Origin of the sequence: Erythrobacter neustonensis (genome assembly GCF_001663175.1) — a bacterium.
Taxonomy (GTDB): Bacteria; Pseudomonadota; Alphaproteobacteria; order Sphingomonadales; family Sphingomonadaceae; genus Erythrobacter; species Erythrobacter neustonensis.
The window spans coordinates 256,742-274,587 of the sequence record NZ_CP016033.1; the positions used below are offsets into that span (position 1 = coordinate 256,742).

The 17,846-nt window shown below is 67.4% G+C and carries 18 protein-coding genes; 15 read left to right on the forward strand and 3 right to left on the reverse strand.

What is annotated here, in order from left to right; genetic code table 11:
- The first annotated feature begins 49 nt into the window (after window positions 1-49).
- Genes bchI through A9D12_RS01265 form a run of 6 tightly spaced genes read left to right on the forward strand, consistent with a single transcriptional unit; the run spans window position 50 to window position 5,955 of the window.
- Window positions 50-1,051, forward strand: a complete 1,002-nt coding sequence (gene bchI / locus A9D12_RS01245; RefSeq protein ID WP_068348951.1) for a magnesium chelatase ATPase subunit I — start codon at window positions 50-52, stop codon at window positions 1,049-1,051.
- Window positions 1,048-2,733 (forward strand): magnesium chelatase subunit D, encoded by a 1,686-nt coding sequence (locus tag A9D12_RS01250; RefSeq protein WP_068348954.1) that lies wholly within the window; start codon window positions 1,048-1,050, stop codon window positions 2,731-2,733. Before bchI ends, A9D12_RS01250 begins: the two co-directional genes overlap by 4 nt.
- Window positions 2,730-3,620, forward strand: coding sequence for an alpha/beta fold hydrolase BchO (gene bchO, locus A9D12_RS01255; RefSeq protein ID WP_068348957.1), 891 nt, complete (start codon window positions 2,730-2,732; stop codon window positions 3,618-3,620). Before A9D12_RS01250 ends, bchO begins: the two co-directional genes overlap by 4 nt.
- Window positions 3,617-3,781 (forward strand): hypothetical protein, encoded by a 165-nt coding sequence (locus A9D12_RS14580; protein ID WP_156522756.1) that lies wholly within the window; start codon window positions 3,617-3,619, stop codon window positions 3,779-3,781. Before bchO ends, A9D12_RS14580 begins: the two co-directional genes overlap by 4 nt.
- Window positions 3,782-3,827: 46 nt before the next feature.
- Window positions 3,828-4,877, forward strand: a complete 1,050-nt coding sequence (locus tag A9D12_RS01260; RefSeq protein WP_068348960.1) for an aminoglycoside phosphotransferase family protein — start codon at window positions 3,828-3,830, stop codon at window positions 4,875-4,877.
- A gap of 7 nt (window positions 4,878-4,884) precedes the next feature.
- Complete coding sequence (locus A9D12_RS01265; RefSeq protein WP_156522757.1) at window positions 4,885-5,955, forward strand: Rv3169 family protein; 1,071 nt, start codon at window positions 4,885-4,887, stop codon at window positions 5,953-5,955.
- Window positions 5,956-6,242: 287 nt separating this feature from the next.
- Here the strand turns inward: A9D12_RS01265 and A9D12_RS01270 are convergent, their stop codons facing one another.
- Both A9D12_RS01270 and crtD read right to left on the reverse strand, forming a co-directional pair.
- Window positions 6,243-6,995, reverse strand: a complete 753-nt coding sequence (locus tag A9D12_RS01270; RefSeq protein ID WP_068348963.1) for a hydroxyneurosporene dehydrogenase — start codon at window positions 6,993-6,995, stop codon at window positions 6,243-6,245.
- Between the two features lie 86 nt (window positions 6,996-7,081).
- Window positions 7,082-8,647 carry a 1-hydroxycarotenoid 3,4-desaturase CrtD gene (gene crtD / locus A9D12_RS01275; protein WP_068348966.1) on the reverse strand — a complete coding sequence of 522 codons (1,566 nt, stop codon included), beginning with the start codon at window positions 8,645-8,647 and terminating at the stop codon, window positions 7,082-7,084.
- 102 nt (window positions 8,648-8,749) lie between these two features.
- On the opposite strand from crtD, the gene A9D12_RS01280 reads away from it, so the two are divergent.
- The 9 genes from A9D12_RS01280 to pufM all read left to right on the forward strand — a co-directional run bounded on the left by A9D12_RS01280 (window position 8,750) and on the right by pufM (window position 17,420).
- Window positions 8,750-9,874: a methyltransferase gene (locus A9D12_RS01280; RefSeq protein WP_068348969.1), complete on the forward strand. Its 1,125-nt coding sequence runs from the start codon at window positions 8,750-8,752 to the stop codon at window positions 9,872-9,874.
- Window positions 9,875-10,001: 127 nt separating this feature from the next.
- Window positions 10,002-10,949, forward strand: coding sequence for a chlorophyll synthesis pathway protein BchC (gene bchC, locus A9D12_RS01285; RefSeq protein ID WP_068348972.1), 948 nt, complete (start codon window positions 10,002-10,004; stop codon window positions 10,947-10,949).
- Window positions 10,943-11,938 (forward strand): chlorophyllide a reductase iron protein subunit X, encoded by a 996-nt coding sequence (locus A9D12_RS01290; RefSeq protein WP_418251569.1) that lies wholly within the window; start codon window positions 10,943-10,945, stop codon window positions 11,936-11,938. Before bchC ends, A9D12_RS01290 begins: the two co-directional genes overlap by 7 nt.
- Window positions 11,935-13,467 carry a chlorophyllide a reductase subunit Y gene (gene bchY / locus A9D12_RS01295; protein ID WP_068348975.1) on the forward strand — a complete coding sequence of 511 codons (1,533 nt, stop codon included), beginning with the start codon at window positions 11,935-11,937 and terminating at the stop codon, window positions 13,465-13,467. The genes A9D12_RS01290 and bchY overlap by 4 nt, the downstream gene beginning before the upstream one ends.
- Entirely contained in the window at window positions 13,464-14,909 is a 1,446-nt protein-coding gene (bchZ, locus tag A9D12_RS01300; RefSeq protein ID WP_068348978.1) for a chlorophyllide a reductase subunit Z, read from the forward strand. Before bchY ends, bchZ begins: the two co-directional genes overlap by 4 nt.
- Before the next feature lie 171 nt (window positions 14,910-15,080).
- Window positions 15,081-15,227 (forward strand): light-harvesting antenna LH1, beta subunit, encoded by a 147-nt coding sequence (gene pufB, locus A9D12_RS14380; RefSeq protein ID WP_082925319.1) that lies wholly within the window; start codon window positions 15,081-15,083, stop codon window positions 15,225-15,227.
- 93 nt (window positions 15,228-15,320) lie between these two features.
- Window positions 15,321-15,509 carry a light-harvesting antenna LH1, alpha subunit gene (pufA, locus tag A9D12_RS01305; RefSeq protein ID WP_068348981.1) on the forward strand — a complete coding sequence of 63 codons (189 nt, stop codon included), beginning with the start codon at window positions 15,321-15,323 and terminating at the stop codon, window positions 15,507-15,509.
- A gap of 100 nt (window positions 15,510-15,609) precedes the next feature.
- Window positions 15,610-16,434 carry a photosynthetic reaction center subunit L gene (gene pufL, locus A9D12_RS01310; RefSeq protein WP_068348983.1) on the forward strand — a complete coding sequence of 275 codons (825 nt, stop codon included), beginning with the start codon at window positions 15,610-15,612 and terminating at the stop codon, window positions 16,432-16,434.
- A gap of 14 nt (window positions 16,435-16,448) precedes the next feature.
- Complete coding sequence (pufM, locus tag A9D12_RS01315; RefSeq protein WP_068348986.1) at window positions 16,449-17,420, forward strand: photosynthetic reaction center subunit M; 972 nt, start codon at window positions 16,449-16,451, stop codon at window positions 17,418-17,420.
- A gap of 135 nt (window positions 17,421-17,555) precedes the next feature.
- Here pufM and A9D12_RS01320 read toward each other — a convergent pair whose 3' ends face one another.
- Window positions 17,556-17,813 (reverse strand): hypothetical protein, encoded by a 258-nt coding sequence (locus A9D12_RS01320; protein ID WP_082925320.1) that lies wholly within the window; start codon window positions 17,811-17,813, stop codon window positions 17,556-17,558.
- Window positions 17,814-17,846 lie beyond the last annotated feature (33 nt).

Genomic DNA, 17,846 nt, shown 5'->3' on the forward strand with positions numbered 1-17,846 from the left:
TGTCACTTGTGCTTGTCCAAACCTTTCCGAAGGTTCACAAGCTGAGGCGATGGCACGCTTCCCTTTCTCCGCAATCGTCGGTCAGGACGAAATGAAACAGGCGCTGCTGATCGCGGCGGTCGATCCCGGCATCGGCGGGGTGATGGTGTTCGGCGACCGCGGCACGGGCAAAAGCACCGCAGCGCGCGCGCTGGCCAGCCTGCTGCCGCCGATCATGGCGGCCGATGGCTGCCCCTATGGCGCCTCGAAAGAGGATCAGGCGCGCTATCCCGAGGTGTGCGGTCAGGGCAAGCTGGTCAAACGCGCGGTCCCCTTCGTCGACATGCCGCTGGGCGCGACCGAAGACCGCGTGATCGGCAGCCTCGATCTCGAACGCGCGCTGCGATCGGGCGAAAAGGCGTTCGAACCCGGCCTCTTGGCCAAGGCGCACCGCGGGTTCCTGTATATCGACGAGATCAACCTGCTCGAAGACCATCTGGTCGACCTGCTGCTCGATGTCGCCGCCTCGGGCGAGAACGTGGTCGAGCGCGAGGGCCTGTCGGTCCGCCACCCGGCCAAATTCGTGCTGATCGGCAGCGGCAACCCCGAAGAAGGCGAGCTGCGTCCGCAATTGCTCGACCGTTTCGGCCTGTCGGTCGAAGTGCGCAGCCCCAAGGACATCGACACCCGCATCGCGATCATGAAACTGGTCGCCGAGAATGAGGCCGACCCCCAAGCCTTCGCCGCGCGCTGGGCCGCAGCCGACGATGCGATCCTCAAACGCGTCGCCAAGGGCAAGGCGCGCCTCGCCAAGCTGGTGCCAGGTGACGATATTTACCGCGATGCTGCCGAACTGTGCCTTGCGGTCGGGGCCGATGGGTTGCGCGGCGAACTCACGCTGATGCGCGCCGCGCGCGCGCTGGCGGCGCTGGAGGGGGCAAAAAGCGTCAATCGCAAGCACCTCATCGCGATTGCGCCGCTCGCGCTGCGGCACCGCCTGCGCCGCGATGTGCTCGACGAGACCGGCTCGACCGTGCGGATCACCCGCGCGATTGCCGAACTGTTCGGATGACAGCCGCCCCCCCGCCCGCGGACCCGCTCGACAATGCGGTGCTGGCGGCGCGGCTGTTCGTTCTGGCGCCGCGGACCTTCAAGGGGCTGACCCTGCGCGGTGCCGGCCCGGCGCGCGAGGCGCTGGTCGCCGCGCTGGGCACGGCGCTGCTGCTGCGCCGCCTGCCCGGCCATGTCGATGACGAACGCCTGCTTGGCGGGATCGATCTTGCCAGCAGCCTCGCGGCAGGAAAGCCCGTGCGCCAGACCGGGCTGATCGAGGAAGCGCGCGGGGGCGCGCTGATCGCGGGCATGGCCGAAAGGATCGATACCGGCGTCGCCGGGCGGTTGGCGCAGGCGCTCGATGAGGGCGAGACCGCGCTGGTGCTGCTCGACGATGCAACCGATCCCAGCGAGGCCCCACCCGCTTGTCTTACCGGGCGGCTGGCCTTTGCCTGCGACCTTTCGGCCTCGCGACGCTGGCAGGATGTGACGCTGGATCCGGCGGCAGGCACGCTTGCCAACGTCGCGGCGCTGGATGACGAGGCGCACCGCGCGCTCGCTGCCACGGCCGAAGCCTTGGGCGTGGACAGCATCCGCGCCTTGATCTTTGCCGGTCACGCCGCGCGCGGGCTTGCCGCGCTGGCTGGGCGCAAGGCAGCGGACGCCGCCGATCTGTCGGGCGCAGCGGCACTGGTGCTCGCCCCGCGCGCGAGCCGGTTGCCGCCGCAGGAACAGGACGCGCCGCCGTCCGAACCGGACCAGCCGCCCCCCGACGGCGATCGGGACGATCCATCCGACAGCGACCGGAACTCCGAGCCCGACCTGTCCGAGATCCTTGTGGACGCCGCAAGGGCCGCGATCCCTGCCGGGCTGCTTGAACAGCTTGCCAGCGGCAAGGCCCCGCGGCGCGCGCAGTCGAGCGGCACGGGGCAGAGGCGGAAAGACGCCACCCGCGGCAAGCCGCTGGGCGCGCGGCCCGGAATGCCGCGCGGGGGCGCAAAACTGGCGCTGATCGACAGCCTGCGCGCCGCGGTCCCGTGGCAGGCGGTGCGCCGGCGCGAGAGCCGGTCGGACGCTGCGATCATCATGCGCAAGGAAGACCTGCGCATCCGCCGCTTCGAGGAACGCGCCGCGCGGGTCACGATCTTCGCGGTCGACGCCAGCGGATCGGCGGCCGCCGCGCGGCTGGCCGAGGCCAAGGGCGCGGTCGAACTGATGCTCGGTCAGGCCTATGTCACCCGCTCCGAAGTCGCGCTGGTCGCGTTCCGGGGCACCAGTGCCGAACTGATCCTGCCCCCCACCCGCAGCCTGACCCGCGCGCGCCGCACGCTCGCCGAATTGCCCGGCGGGGGCGGCACGCCGCTGGCGCTCGGGCTCAATGCCGCGCGCGAGGTGGCCGAGGCGGTGATCGCCAAGGGCCGCAGCGCCGCGCTGGTGATCCTCACCGATGGCAGAGCCAATATCGCCGCCGACGGCGCGCCCGGCCGCCCGCAAGCCGCAAAGGACGCCGAGGCCGCCGCCAAGGCCATCGCCGCGCGCGAGATCGACAGTCTAGTGATCGACATCTCCGCGCGCCCCGGCCCCGAAGGCGCCGCGCTTGCCGCCGCGCTTGGCGGGCGGTTTCTCGCCCTCCCCCGCGCCGATGCACGGATGCTCAAGCAGGCGATCGACGCGGTGCAACCTTCGGCCCGCGCAGCATGAGCCCGCTTGACTGGAACCGCGACGGGCTGATCTGGCCGCACCGCGATGCCAGCCGTTTCGTCGAGGTCGCGGGCAAACGCTGGCATGTGCAGCGCATGGGTGCAGGCCCGCCGCTGCTGCTGTTGCACGGCACCGGCGCGTCGGTGCATTCGTGGCGCGGGCTGATGCCGCTGCTCGCCGCGCAGCATGACGTCATCGCCTGCGATCTGCCGCGCCATGCCTTCACCACCGGTCACAATGCCTATGCGATGAGCCTGCCCGCGATGGCGCGCGAGGTGCAGGGGCTGATCGATACTCTGGGCGTCGTCCCGCAGGCGATCATCGGCCATTCGGCAGGCGCCGCAATCGCGCTGCAACTTGCGCTCGATCACGGCCACACCGGCCCCATCGTCGGCCTCAGCGCCGCGCTGCGCCCCTTCCCCGGCGCGCTGGCGCAGATCTTTCCCGCGGTCGCCAAGGCGCTGTTCGTCAACCCGCTGGTGCCGCGCATCTTTACCGGCAGCATCGATCTGGTCGGCGGGCCGGAGAGGTTCCTGTGGCGCTCCACCCATTCCAGGATCGATGCGCAAGGGCTGGCTTGTTACGCAAGGCTGCTCAAGGCATCGGGCCATGCCGGCGGCGCGCTGGCGATGATGGCGAACTGGGACTTGCCGGGGCTGCGTGCGCGGATGGGCGCAGTGCACAACCGGGTGCTGCTGCTCCACGGTGCCAACGATCCCGCGATCCCGCCCGACTGGGCACGCGATGCGGCGCGCTGGCTGCCGGATGCGCGGCTCGAACTGCTGCCGCGGCTCGGCCATCTGGCGCACGAGGAAGCGCCCGAAATCGCGGCCGAACGCATCGCCCTATTCATCGAAACCGCCGCCTCGCAAGGCGTGCGGCCATGAATTTCGGCTGGATCGAGATCGCGCTGTTCTATGGCATCGCTATCGGATTTGGCGCTTGGCAATGGCTGGCGATGGACCGAATACTCAAGAAGACCCGCGCTGAAAAGGCCGCAAGGCAGGCCGCGCGCGAGGACGAGGAGGAGGCCCCGCCGCCGACCTGAAATATCGGGCGCAGCGCGGCAGGGTCAGCGAGGGGGTGCAGGAGAGATGCTGCCGACACCGGTCCACCCGGACCAGATCAGCGCCGACTGGTGGCAGATGGTGCTGGGCCGCACGCCCGAACGCTGGCGCTGGGAAGCGATCGGCACCGGACAGGTCGGCGATTCGGTGCGCTTCACGCTCGACTTTGCCGGCGATGCGGCGCCGCTGACACTGGCGGGCAAGTTTGCTGCCGCCGATCCCACCAGCCGCGCGACCGCGGCGATGCTCGGGCTCTACGCGCGCGAGGTCAATTTCTACCGCGAGCTTGCCCCGCAGCTTCCCGTGCGCACGCCGCAGGTGCACTTTGCGCAGATGGCCGAGGACGGCACGGCGTTCTGCCTGTTGTTCGAGGATCTCGGCCCTGCACGCGGCGGCAACCAGATCGCCGGATGCGGGATCGCGGATGCGCGCGCCGCCATCCGCCAGGCCGCTGCGCTCCACGCGCCAAGCTGGCACAACCCCGCGATCCTGGGCCGCGCATGGCTGCAACCCGATCCCGAGGCCGCCGCGCGGGTCAAGGCGCTCTATCCGCAGGCCCAGGCGGTGTTCCGCGAACGTTATGCCGGTGTCCTCGAACCCGAATACATGGCGCTGTGCGAGGCGCTGGCCGAACATACCGCCGCCACCGACCGCACCCCCGAATGCGTCAGTCTGGTTCACGGCGACTTCCGGCTCGACAACCTGTTGTTCGATATCAAGGGCGGCGCGGAAAGCGTGGCGGTGCTCGACTGGCAGACGCTCGGCATCGGCAACGGGCTGACCGATGTCGGCTATTTCCTCGGCTGCGGGATCGGCGACGGCCTGCGCCGCGCGCACGAGGCCGAGCTGCTCGAACTTTACTGCGCCGAAATGACCGCGCGCGGCGTGCCGCTCGGCGTTGCGGATATCTGGCGCGATTATGCAGTGGGCGCGCTGCACGGATTGTCGACCGCAGTGTTCAGCGCGGCCTTCGTGGTGCGCACGCCGCGCGGCGATGCCAATTTCCTGTCGATGGCGCGCGGCGCGGCGGCGCTCGCCCTCGCGCATGGCAGTCTCGATCTGCTCAAGAAGGGATAGACCGATCATGCTCACCCGCGGCGACGATTATCCGATCCACCAGACCCCCGATCCGGTCGCCTTTGCCGGGACCGACCGCAATTTCTACGACCGCTATTTCTTCAACGGCTATGCCCCCGATGGCAGCAGCTTCTTTGCGGTCGCCTTCGGGGTCTATCCGCACCTCGACGTTGCGGACGCGCATTTCTGCGTGGTGAGGGGCGGGGTGCAGCATTGCCTGCATGCGAGCCGCCGGCTCGGGATGGAGCGGATGGCGCTGGAATGCGGGCCCATCCGGATCGAGGTGGTCGAACCGCTGCAAGCCTTGCGCGTGATCGTCGATGGCGAAGGGATCGCCGCCGATCTCACCTTCGCGGGCCGCGCTTTTCCGATTGCCGAGCCGCGCTTCACCTGGCGGATCGGCCCGCGCACGGTGATGGATTACACCCGGCTCACGCAGAACGGGCATTACACCGGCTGGATCGAAGTGGACGGCGCGCGCGCGGCGCTGCCCGAAGGCAGCATGGGCACGCGCGACCGCAGCTGGGGGGTGCGCCCGATCGGCGCGGCCGATCCGCAATTTGCCGGGCGCAGCCTGCCGCAATTCTTCTGGCAGTGGACCCCGATCAACATGACGCGCCGCAGCGTCTTCTTCCACCTCAACGCGCATGCCGACGGCACGCCGTGGAACACCCGCGCGGTGATCGCGCCCGACGGCGGCGGGCCGGCAAGTTTCTCCGAATTCCACGAACCCCGCATGGCCAGCGCGCTGGCCGATGGCACGCGCTGGCCAGCATCGGGCGCGCTGACTATCGGCGAGGACGCCTTCACTCTGACCCCGCTGAACCGCTTCCAGATGCGCGGCCTCGGCTACACCTCGCCCGTCTGGGGCCACGGGCTCGATCATGGCGAGCTGGAAGTGGCACGCGAGGACATCGATCTTGCCAGCGTCGATCCGGCGCGGCCCGACAACCTCCATGTGCAGATGCTCTGCCGTGTCGAGGGGCCGGGGGGCGAGGCGGGGCTCGGGGTGTTCGAACAGCTGGCGATCGGCGATTACGAGCCGCTCGGACTGAAGGGGTTGGCGGGGCGCGAATAGGGCCGCAGTCGAGGGCGGGAATAGCGCTTTCCTACTTCGCGGGTGCTCGTCACCATCGCCCGATGACCCCGGAATTGCCATCCCGCCCGTTCCTGCCTTGCGCCTGTCGCGGCGATGCCTTGGCGGGCGTTTTCAGGGCGCAAGGCGTGGCCGGTTTTCTGTTTCTGGACAGTGTCTCATGTGTCTCCAACACACAGGAATGCGGTCAGTTTTCTGAACGACGCCGCATCTGGCACGCGGTCGGTGCGGCACTTATGCAGAGTGGCGCGGGGGCGACGCGCTCCGACCTAGCGCGGCCGGCGCGGCATCCGGTAGGGCAGCATGAATTGCACGAGCGGGGAGGAGAAACGCCGCATGTCGAGGCTTTCCTGCACCGCGACGACCTCTTCGCCCATGAAGCGCGAGGCGAGTTCGGAGCGCGCATAGAAGGGCGTGTCCTCCCATGTCCGGCGCACCTCGGCGACGCCGATATCGCTGCGCGTGCGGCGGTTGATGCGCCAGCCGCTGGATGGCAGCGCGGCGATCGGCGGCAGATCGACCGGTTCGGGCACACCGTGGCGGTCGAACCGGAGCGCGCTGGCAAACAGCGAGCCGTCGCCGCGCTCGCCTTCGTAACAGACCAGCGCGCCTTCCTTGAGATGCGCGCGCGACCAGTGCCAGGTGTTGAAACCCGTCTCCAGCGGCTCGGCCCCGCGGTTGTGATCGAGATAGGCCTTGCCGCGCCAGCGGCTGGCCGGCGCAGTCATCTCGACCTCGATCCGCGCGCAGGGCGCAAGGCAATGCCAGATGTGGTTTTCCGCCGGGTCGAGCGCAAAGGCCGCGGTGTTGAGCATTTCGGGATAAACCCGCACCCGCCCCGTCACCTTGCGCTGCCACGGGACGAACAGGCGCGTGTCGCCTTCGACGATGTCGATGGTGAGCGCGCCGTCCTCCCAGCGCACGCTGCTTGGCCCGATCGCAAGTGTTGCGGCATCGCGGCTGACTGCGCCCTGCCCCCGCTCGGTCATCACCCAGCGGTGCTGCGGGCCATACAGCGCCACGTTGAGGCAGGCATGGTCGAGCGGCTGGCCGCGACCGCTTTTCTTGTAATAGGGGGAAAAGACGCTGCCCAGAAAGGCGATGATCGTCAGCGCGTGCTGCCCGTCGTCGCTGATGGCATCGACATACCACCACGAATATCCGCCTGCGGGGATCGCTTCGTCGAAGCGCGGTCCTTTGCGATCGCCCGCGCGGCCAGCTGCCCGGACAAGGCAGCCATCGGGACGCCGGCTGCCGGATGGGTCGCCCCGCCCGTGCAGTAGAGGCCGGGCAACCGGGTGCGCGGCCCCTGGCGCTGGAAGGAGGCCGCCCAGCCGTGCGACGCGCGCCCATAAAGGGCGCCGCCCGTGGCCGGGAAGAGGCGCTCCCAATCCTGCGGGGTCATGAGCTGGTGCGCGAAATCCGCTGGCAGCCTCAGACCGCAGCGGGCCAGCGTGGCCATCATGGCGTTCGTGCATCGCTCTTTCTCCTCGGCGGTATAGGCGTGAACGTCCCCGTCGGCGGGCGCGTTGACGATGATCTGGAGCCGCTCGCGGCCCGTTGGCACAGGCGCATCGCGCGTTGCGGCGCGGTCGATCGCGCAGACATAGACCGTGGGTTCTGCCGGGGTGCGGCCTTGGGCGATGTCGCGGAACTCGGCAGCGTAATCGCGCGAGAAGAAGACGTTGTGATGCGACAACGCCGCGCCGGCGGTCTCGGCATGGGCATACCAGACCAGCGCCGACAGCGAGCGCCTGGCGCGCGGGATCGGGGGCACCGCGGCCTGCGCGGCGGCGCCGAACCATCCGGTTGCAAGTGCCGACGGATCGCCGTTGCAGATCACCGTGTCGGCCGCGATCACTTCGCCGCTCGCCAGCCTCACCCCGCTGGTGCGGCCCTTGTCGGTGAGGATTTCGGCCACCGCCGCGCCCGTGCGCACGCGTGCGCCCTGCCGGATCGCAAGTCCGGCCAATGCCTTTGCAAGCGCATGGATGCCCCCTTCGATCAGCCACACGCCGCGCGCTTCGAGATGCGCGATCAGCATCAGCGTGGCGGGCGCCTTGAACGGCGATGATCCGCAATAGGTGGCATAACGCCCGAACAATTGTTGCAGGCGCGGGTCTTTGAAATGTTCGCCCAGCGCGGGCCACAGGCGGTCGAAGGGCCGCATCGCCAGCATCTCGGGCAAGCGTGCCAGCCCCATCCGCCGCATCATCGGCAGCGGCGTGCGCGCCTTGTCACCGTGGAGGAAGGGGTTTTCGAGCATATCGAAAATCCGCTGCGCCTCGGCGGCGAAATCGCTGTATCCGCGCGCGGCATCAGACCCGCCGAAAGCGGCAAAGGACCGAACGCTCGCCGCGTGATCGGCAAACAGGTCGAGCGGGCCGCTCGCCGCATCCCACCAGTGGCGCGCGAGCACATCGGCCTTGCGCACGGTGACATGATCGTCGAGCCGCGCACCGCAGGCGGCGAACACATCGTCGAACACCCCGCGATAGGTAAACACCGTCGGGCCGCCGTCGATTTCGACCCCGTCCACTTCGACCCGGCGCGCCTTGCCGCCGACCCATGCTTCCTTTTCGAAAACCGTGACATCCGCCCCGCGCGCGGCAAGCAGCGCGGCGCTGGTCAGCCCGCCAATTCCTGCCCCGATCACGGCGACTCGCGCAGTCATTCCGCCCGCCTGCTCCCTTCGCATACCCCTCGCGAATATCATTGACCTTACGCGGGCATCTGTCCAATCAATTAGACATATGCAGTGTAAAGTGGATCAGTTTTGAACCGGCTGGCGGCCTTGCGGCTGGCTTATGTGCAGCGCCGCAACGCGGTGTTCTCGAGCGCACGGTTCCAGCATTGGGCCGCACGCCTGCCGCTGATCCGCTGGATCGCGACGCGCCGCGCGAAAGGCGCGTTCGATCTGCTTGCCGGTTTCACCTATTCGCAGATCCTGCGCGCCTATGTCGAAACCGGATTGTTCGATGTCTTGCGGCAAGGCCCCTGCAATGCCGCCGCGGTCGCGCACCGGATCGGGCTGTCGCAAGAGGCGGCGTTGACGCTGCTGCGCGCCGGGCGCCCGCTGATGCTGTCGGAGGAGCCCGCGCCCGATCACTGGACGCTTGGCGAACAAGGCGCTGTTTTTGCTACCAATCCCGGTGTTCAGGCGATGGTGCGTCACCACCGCCTGCTCTATGCCGATCTGGCCGATCCGGTCGCCCTGCTGCGCGCCGATCGCAAGCAGCCGACCGATCTGTCGCGCTTCTGGACCTATGCCGGCGCGCTCCACGGGGCGAGCGAGCGCGGCGCGGACACGGCGGAATATTCCGCGCTCATGGCCGCCTCGCAGCATTTCGTCGCCGACGAGGTGCTCGCCACGGTCGACTTTCGCGGCACGCGCAGCCTGCTCGATGTCGGCGGCGGGCATGGCGCGTTTCTGCGCCATATCGGCAGCGCCTGGCCGCATCTGAGGCTCGGCCTGTTCGACCTGCCCGAAGTTGCCGCAGCCGGCGCCGCGGCCCTGGGCGACGCGCTGGGGGCCCACCGCATCACCGCCCATCCGGGCAATTTCTTCAGCGATTTCATTCCATCAGGCTATGACATGGTGTCGCTGATCCGCATCCTTCACGATCACGACGATGGCCCCGCACAGGCGCTGCTGGCGAATATCCGCAAGAGCCTTGCCCCCGGAGCCCGGCTGCTGATCGCCGAGCCGATGGCGCGCATTCCCGGCGCCGAAGCGATGGGGGAAGCCTTCTTCGGGCTGTATCTGTGGGCAATGGGTTCGGGCCGACCGCGCAGCCCGGGCGAGATCATCGCGATGTGCCGCGCGGCAGGCTTTGCCTCGGCGCGATTCTTGCCCACCGCCCAGGCGGTTAACGCCAGTCTCATCATCGCCGCCGCCTGAGCATAAATTGTCCAAGTTATTTGACAGTATCCTATGTAAGTCGTAGCACACAGTCGGGAGCACGCAGCTGTAGGATTTTCGACTCGGTGTTCGCACCGGCCGATCCGCAGCACAGGAGACCGGGGAAATGCACACGCTGGCCGTCATACTCGAAGCACCGGAGCGTCTTGCTCTGCGGTCGCTCGAGTTGAAGGCGGCGCAGGCCTCCGACGTGCTGGTCGAAATCGCGTGGAGCGGGATCAGCACCGGCACCGAAAAACTGCTCTTCACCGGCCGCATGCCGCCTTTCCCGGGCCTCGGCTATCCGCTTGTCCCGGGTTACGAATCGGTCGGCCGCATCATCGATGCCGGGCCACAAGCGCGTGCCCGGATCGGCGACTGGGTGTTTGTCCCGGGCGCCGATTGCTACACCGATGCGCGCGGGTTGTTCGGCGGCACCGCGCGCCGCGTGATAGTGCCGTCGGCGCGGGCCATGCCGATCCCTGAGCATCTCGGCGAGGCCGGGGTGCTGTGCGCGCTTGCGGCGACGGCACTTCACGCGATCAAAGGCGGCTTCGCCCGCCGCGAGGCGCTGCCCGATCTGATCGTCGGCCACGGCGTGCTGGGCCGCCTGCTTGCCCGGTTGACGCTGGCGATGGGCGGCGCGGCGCCGACCGTGTGGGAGATCGACCCCGCCCGCCGCACCGGCGCGGCCGGATACAATGTCATCGACCCCGCTGCCGACGAGCGCCGCGATTATCACGCGATCTATGATGCCAGCGGCGATGCGAACCTGATCGACGATCTGGTCATGCGGCTCGCCAAAGGGGGCGAGATCGTGCTCGCCGGATTCTACGCGCAGCGTGTCAGCTTCGCCTTCCCCGCCGCCTTCATGCGCGAGGCGCATTTCCGCGTCGCCGCCGAATGGCAGCCCGGCGACCTCGCCGAAACGCGCGCGCTGATCGAATGCGGCAGGCTGGACCTCAAGGGTCTCGTCACCAACCGGCGCCCTGCCGGCGAGGCGCTCGACGCCTACCCCCAAGCCTTCAGCGATCCCGATTGCCTGAAGATGGTTCTCGATTGGAGCGAATGCTGATGTCCGTGCTTGATACCCAGGCGGCCCACCTTCGCGACGAGGCAAGCCACGACCCCGATCCGGTCCACACCGGCGAGGTGAAGAGCGAGACGCAGATCATCGCGATCTACGGCAAGGGCGGCAGCGGCAAGAGCTTCGCGCTCGCCAACCTGTCCTACATGATGGCCCAGCAGGGCAAGCGCGTGCTGCTGATCGGCTGCGATCCTAAGAGCGACACCACTTCGCTCCTGTTCGGCGGCAAGGCGACGCCCTCGATCATCGAAACCTCCAGCCGCAAGAAGCTGGCGGGCGAGGAAGTGCGCATCGAGGATGTGTGCTTCCAGCGTGACGGCGTGTTCGCGATGGAGCTCGGCGGCCCCGAAGTCGGCCGCGGCTGCGGCGGGCGCGGGATCATCCACGGGTTCGAAACGCTCGAAAAGCTGGGCTTCCACGACTGGGGCTTCGATTACGTGCTGCTCGACTTCCTCGGCGACGTGGTGTGCGGCGGCTTCGGCCTGCCGATCGCGCGCGACATGTGCCAGAAGGTAATCGTTGTCGGTAGCAACGACCTGCAATCGCTCTATGTCGCGAACAACGTGTGCCAGGCGGTCGAATATTTCCGCAAGATGGGCGGCAACGTCGGCGTGGCGGGCATGATCGTCAACAAGGACGACGGCACGGGCGAGGCGCATGCCTTTGCCGAGGCCGTGGGCATCCCGGTGCTGACCGCGATCCCGGCGAACGAAGACATCCGCCGCAAGAGCGCCAATTACCAGATCATCGGGATGCCCGGCGGCGAATGGGGCAGCCTGTTCGAAACTCTGGCCGAAAATGTCGCCTCCGCTCCGCCGCTGCGGCCCAATCCGCTCGATCAGGACGGCCTGCTCGGCCTGTTCAGCGCCGATGTGACGGGCGGCAATGTCGAACTGGTTCCCGCAACCCAGGCCGACATGCGCGGCGGCGTGTTCGAAACCCGGCCCAGCCTCGAAGTGATCTACGACGCGGCATGAGCATGTCCGACGCCTTTGACGCGCCCCGGCGCACCGCCGACCGGATCGAGCTCGATCCCGTGGATGTCGGCGGCTGCGCGTCGAAGGACACGATGAACGATGCCGCGCGCGCCGCGGGCAAGAGCGATATTCTCGATCAATATGCGGCCGATTATCCGGTCGGCCCGCATGATCAGCCGCAGTCGATGTGTCCAGCCTTCGGGTCGCTCCGGGTGGGTTTGCGCATGCGGCGGACGGCAACCGTGCTCTCGGGCTCGGCTTGCTGCGTTTACGGCCTGACCTTCACCTCGCACTTCTACGGTGCGCGGCGAACGGTGGGCTATGTGCCCTTCTCCAGCGAGACGCTGGTCACGGGCAAGCTGTTCGAGGACATCAAGGAAGCGGTCGAAGGCCTCGCCGATCCGGAAAATTACGACGCGATCGTGGTGACCAACCTGTGCGTCCCGACCGCGAGCGGCGTGCCGCTGCGCTTGCTGGGCAAGGCGATCAACGGCGTGCGGATCATCGGCATCGACGTGCCCGGCTTCGGCATCCCGACCCATGCGGAAGCCAAGGACGTGCTGGCGGGCGCGATGCTGCAATATGCGCGCGAGGAAGTGATGAGCGGGCCGGTCGCAGCCCCGCGCGAACGCTCGGACCTGCCATCGGTGGCATTGCTGGGCGAGATGTTCCCGGCGGACCCCGTGGTGATTGGCCAGATGCTCGCGCCCCTCGGCCTTGCCGCCGGGCCGGTGGTGCCGACCCGCGAATGGCGCGAGCTTTATGCCGCATTGGATTGCGCGGTCGTCGCCGCGATCCATCCCTTTTACACCGCCTCGATCCGCGAATTCGAAGCCGCGGGCCGCCCGGTGATCGGTTCGGCCCCTGTCGGCGTCGAGGGCACCGCGGCCTGGCTGCAAGCGCTGGGCGATGTGATGGGCCTGCCTCAAGCCAAAGTCGACGGCGTCAAGGATGCGATGATCGCCGCCTGCAAGGGCGCGCTGGCGAACATGCCGATCAAGGGACGCATCACGGTTTCGGGCTATGAAGGCTCGGAACTGCTGGTCGCGCGCCTGCTGATCGAAAGCGGTGCCGATGTGCGCTATGTCGGATCGGCCTGCCCGCGCACGAAGTGGTCGGACGCTGACCGCGAATGGCTCGAAGCGCGCGGGGTGCAGGTGCAGTTCCGCGCCAGCCTTGAACAGGACATCGCCGCGGTCGAGGAATACCGCCCCGATCTCGCGATCGGCACCACGCCGGTCGTGCAGCACGCCAAGGCCAAGGCGATCCCGGCGCTCTATTTCACCAACCTGATCTCGGCGCGTCCGCTCATGGGCCCGGCAGGAGCGGGCAGCCTCGCCACGGTCATTAACGCCGCGATGGGCAACAAGGCGCGCTTCGATGCGATGCGCGATTTCTTCGAAGGCGTCGGCACCGAGCACGCCGCGGGCGTATGGGAAGATCTCCCCGTCGACCGCCCCAAGTTCCGCAAGAAATACGCCGCCCTCAACGAGGCTGCGCGCAAGGCATCGGAGGCGATCGGCACATGAGCCTCGTCCTCGACCATGATCGCGCCGGCGGCTACTGGGGCGCCACTTACGTCTTCACTGCGGTGAAAGGCTTGCAGGTCATCATCGACGGCCCGGTGGGCTGCGAGAACCTGCCGGTCACCAGCGTGCTGCACTACACCGACGCCCTGCCCCCGCACGAACTCCCCATCGTCGTCACCGGCCTGGGCGAGGAAGAGCTGGGCAAGACCGGTACCGAAGGCGCGATGAAGCGCGCGTGGAAGACCCTCGATCCCGAGCTGCCCGCCGTAGTCGTCACCGGCTCGATCGCCGAGATGATCGGCGGGGGCGTTACGCCCGAGGGCACCAACATCAAGCGCTTCCTCCCGCGCACCATCGACGAGGACCAGTGGCAGTCGGCCGACCGCGCGCTGACCTGGCTGTGGACCGAATTCGGCCCCAAGAAGATGCCGCAGCGACGCGAACGGCGCGAGGGCGAGAAGCCGGTCGTCAACATCATCGGACCAAGCTACGGGATGTTCAACATGCCCTCCGACCTCGCCGAGATCCGGCGTCTGGTGGAAGGCATCGGCGCGGAAGTCGGCGTGGTCTTCCCCTTGGGCACGCACCTTGCCGACATCGCCAAGCTCGCCAACGCGGACGCCAATGTCTGCCTTTACCGCGAGTTCGGCCGCAACCTGTGCGAAACGCTCGAACGACCCTACTTTCAGGCACCCATCGGCCTCAGCCAGACCACCAAGTTCCTGCGCGCGCTCGCGGCCGAGCTCGGCCTCGACCCCGAGCCCTTCATCGAGCGCGAGAAGCACACCACCATCAAGCCGCTGTGGGATCTGTGGCGTTCGGTCACGCAGGACTTCTTCGGCACGGCAAGCTTCGGCATCGTTGCCAATGAAACCTATGCGCGCGGCATCCGCCACTTCCTCGAAGACGACATGGGCCTGCCCTGCAGCTTCGCGTTCTCGCGCTGCGCGGGGGTCAAGCCCGTGAACGAGGACGTACGCGCCGCGATCCGCGCCAACCCGCCGCTGGTGGTGTTCGGCAGCTATAATGAGCGCATGTACATGGCCGAATGCGGCGCGCGGGGGATGTATATCCCCGCAAGCTTCCCCGGCGCGGCGATCCGCCGCCACACCGGCACGCCCTTCATGGGCTATTCGGGCGCGACCTATCTGGTGCAGGAAGTGTGCAATTCGCTGTTCGACGCGCTGTTCCATATCCTGCCGCTGGGCACCGAGATGGACAAGGTCGAGGCGACACCGGCACGCAATGAAGCGCAGCTGGCGTGGGACATCGATGCGAAGGCCAGGCTCGATCAGCTGGTCGAAGCCCAGCCGGTGCTGATCCGCATTTCCGCCGCCAAAGCCTTGCGCGATGCGGCCGAACGGACCGCGCGCGGGCGCGGCACCACGACAGTTTCCGCAGACTGCCTTGCCGAGGCACTGCTCGAAGGGACAGGGGCATGATGGCCGCGCCCGCCCTTCCCACCTCTTTGTCGCCGCAGCGGACCCGTTCCGCCGCAGCGCCATCCCATGCCCCGTCACACGGGGCTCTCCAATCCACGTGGGGGATCACGCGGGGACGCCGAAGGGGGCCAATCGGCCCTCAATCACACCCAACTGAACGGAGAAAACCCGATGAACGAACGTATCGGAACTCATCTGACGCCTGAAGAGGCGCAGGAAATCCACAAGGGCTTCATGGGCACCTTCACCCTTTACGTGGTGATCGCGCTCGTGGCGCACGCGCTGGTCTGGGCCAACAAGCCCTGGCTGCCGCTCTGATCGAAGGCCGGATAATCGCCGCGGCCTGCCGGTAATCCAGCAGCCTTGCGCGAATACCCTGTCTCGTTTCCAATACATTCGAAGGAATTCACCATGTGGAGACTTTGGTTCTACTTTGACATCCGCCGCACGCTTGTGGCGCTGCATGTCGGCCTCGCCGTGCTGGCGTTCGCCATCCACTTCATCCTGCTCAGCACCACCAACTACAACTGGTTGGAAGATGGCGCTGCACCGGTTGCGGCCGCTGCCGTGACCGCGCCGGGAGCCCCGGCGGCCGGATAGCACTGCCGCGAATTGTGAGGGGGCAGGTTCGCCTGCCTGCCTCCTAACACTCGTCGAACAACCCTATTGAACCCGTCCTTGCGGCGGGGAGGATGGACCTATGGCGCTCCTTAGTTTCGAGCGGAAATACCGCGTCCGCGGTGGCACATTAATCGGCGGCGACCTTTTCGACTTCTGGGTCGGCCCGTTTTATGTCGGATTCTTCGGAGTGACGACGGCGATCAGCGCCCTTCTGGGCACCATGCTGATCTTCGCTGCCGCAACCCAGGGTCCGACCCTCAACCCGTGGCTGATCTCGATCAACCCACCCCCGGTCGAATACGGCCTCAGCCTCGCGCCGCTGGCGCAGGGCGGATACTGGCAGATCATCACCTGCTGCGCGGTCATCGCGTTCAGTTCGTGGGTGCTGCGACAGGCCGAAATCAGCCGCAAGCTCGGCATGAGCTACCACGTGCCGATCGCCTTTGCGGTGGCCGTGTTCGCCTATGTCAGCCTCAACGTCATCCGTCCCTTGTGGATGGGCGCGTGGGGCAACGGCTTCCCCTACGGGATCTGGACGCACCTCGAGTGGGTCTCGAACGTCGGGTATGCCTTCGGCAACTTCCACTACAACCCCGTGCACATGCTCGCGATCACGTTCTTCTTCACGAACTGCCTCGCGCTCGCCCTGCACGGCGGCCTCGTGCTGTCGGCGGTCAATCCGACGCGCGGCACCGACGTCAAGACGCCCGAATACGAAGACACCTATTTCCGTGACTTCATCGGCTATTCGGTCGGCACGCTCGGCATTCACCGGGTGGGCTTGTTCCTGGCGCTCAATGCCGGGTTCTGGAGCGCCATCTGCATCGTCATTTCCGGCACTCTGTATGTCGGCAGCTGGATCGAATTCTGGGATTTCTGGAAGAAGATCCCGATCTGGTCGTAAGGAGCACCTGAACCATGGCGACTTATCAGAACATCTTCACGCAGGTGCAGGTTCACGGACCGCCCGAAATGGGCATCCCGCTGGCACCCGAAGAAGACATCCGCATTCCCTATACCGGACACACCTACTGGATGGGCAAGATCGGGCAGGCCCAGTTCGGCCCCATCTATCTCGGCTGGACCGGCACGCTCAGCCTTGCCTTCGGCACGCTGGCAATCATGATCATCGGGCTCAACTTCTGGGCGCAGGCCGGATGGAGCCCGCAGACCTTCATGCGCGAATTCTTCTGGCTCTATCTGGCGCCGCCGGGGCCGGAATACGGGTTCAGTCCCTTCGTGCCGCTGAAGGAAGGCGGCTGGTGGATCCTCGCAGGCTTCAGCCTGACCGCCTCGATCCTGCTGTGGTGGGTGCGCACCTACCGCCGCGCGGTGGCGCTGGGCATGGGGATGCACATTCCCTGGGCCTTTGCGAGCGCGATCTGGCTCTATCTGGTGCTGGGCTTCATCCGTCCGATGCTGCTGGGCCAGTGGTCCGAAGCCGTGCCGTTCGGCATCTTCGAACACCTCAACTGGACCAACAACTTCAGCCTCGTTTACGGCAACCTGTTCTACAACCCGTTCCACGCGCTCTCGATCGTCTTCCTTTATGGGTCGGCGGTTCTGTTCGCGATGCACGGGGCGACGATCCTGGCACTCGGCCGCTACGGCGGGGAGCGCGAGATCGAGCAGATCACCGACCGCGGGACCGCGGCGGAGCGCGGCGCCTTGTTCTGGCGCTGGGTGATGGGGTTCAACGCAACCTTCGAATCGATCCACCGCTGGGCCTGGTGGTTTGCGGTGCTGACGACGCTGACGGGCGGGATCGGCATCCTTTTGACCGGCACCGTGGTCGACAACTGGTATCTGTGGGCGCAGGAACATCACTACGCCCCCGACACGGTCAACTACAATCCCACCGGCGCTGCGCAGGCTTCTGCGGGCAACTGATCAGGCAGGGGGCCGGGGCGCTGCGACAGCGCGCTTCGGCCCCTTCGCAAAAGCAACAGGGTGGACCCGGTCGGACCAGCAACGGTCCGGCCGGGTCCTGCTTTTTAAGGGATACGAGGAACGCTGCCTGCGGTCTTAATGGTCGCGCAGCCGGCTGCGCAGGTCGATCAGGTGGAGCGGCAGGGACGCGGCCAGCGGGAGTGCGATCCACCAACAGTCAGCGCCCACCAGCGCCGCGCGCAGACCAAGCACGATCAGCGCGGCAGGCCCCAGCAAGCCAAGCACCCGCCCCCAGCCCCATCCGCGCGCAAGCGCAAGCCACGCCGCTTCGAGCAGGAGCACGCCAAGGACGATGTCGGCCGCATGGCCGCTGGCAAAAAGCTGCGCGATCATGCGTCCGCCCCGAACGCAGCCCCTGCCCCGCCC

Coding starts and splice junctions, on each gene's coding strand:
- bchI (WP_068348951.1), top strand. CDS start 50: ATGGCACGCTTCCCTTTCTCCGCAATCGTCGGTCAGGACGAAATGAAA.
- A9D12_RS01250 (WP_068348954.1), top strand. CDS start 1,048: ATGACAGCCGCCCCCCCGCCCGCGGACCCGCTCGACAATGCGGTGCTG.
- bchO (WP_068348957.1), top strand. CDS start 2,730: ATGAGCCCGCTTGACTGGAACCGCGACGGGCTGATCTGGCCGCACCGC.
- A9D12_RS14580 (WP_156522756.1), top strand. CDS start 3,617: ATGAATTTCGGCTGGATCGAGATCGCGCTGTTCTATGGCATCGCTATC.
- A9D12_RS01260 (WP_068348960.1), top strand. CDS start 3,828: ATGCTGCCGACACCGGTCCACCCGGACCAGATCAGCGCCGACTGGTGG.
- A9D12_RS01265 (WP_156522757.1), top strand. CDS start 4,885: ATGCTCACCCGCGGCGACGATTATCCGATCCACCAGACCCCCGATCCG.
- crtD (WP_068348966.1), bottom strand. CDS start 8,647: ATGACTGCGCGAGTCGCCGTGATCGGGGCAGGAATTGGCGGGCTGACC.
- bchC (WP_068348972.1), top strand. CDS start 10,002: ATGCACACGCTGGCCGTCATACTCGAAGCACCGGAGCGTCTTGCTCTG.
- A9D12_RS01290 (WP_418251569.1), top strand. CDS start 10,943: ATGCTGATGTCCGTGCTTGATACCCAGGCGGCCCACCTTCGCGACGAG.
- bchY (WP_068348975.1), top strand. CDS start 11,935: ATGAGCATGTCCGACGCCTTTGACGCGCCCCGGCGCACCGCCGACCGG.
- bchZ (WP_068348978.1), top strand. CDS start 13,464: ATGAGCCTCGTCCTCGACCATGATCGCGCCGGCGGCTACTGGGGCGCC.
- pufB (WP_082925319.1), top strand. CDS start 15,081: ATGAACGAACGTATCGGAACTCATCTGACGCCTGAAGAGGCGCAGGAA.
- pufA (WP_068348981.1), top strand. CDS start 15,321: ATGTGGAGACTTTGGTTCTACTTTGACATCCGCCGCACGCTTGTGGCG.
- pufL (WP_068348983.1), top strand. CDS start 15,610: ATGGCGCTCCTTAGTTTCGAGCGGAAATACCGCGTCCGCGGTGGCACA.
- pufM (WP_068348986.1), top strand. CDS start 16,449: ATGGCGACTTATCAGAACATCTTCACGCAGGTGCAGGTTCACGGACCG.
- A9D12_RS01320 (WP_082925320.1), bottom strand. CDS start 17,813: ATGATCGCGCAGCTTTTTGCCAGCGGCCATGCGGCCGACATCGTCCTT.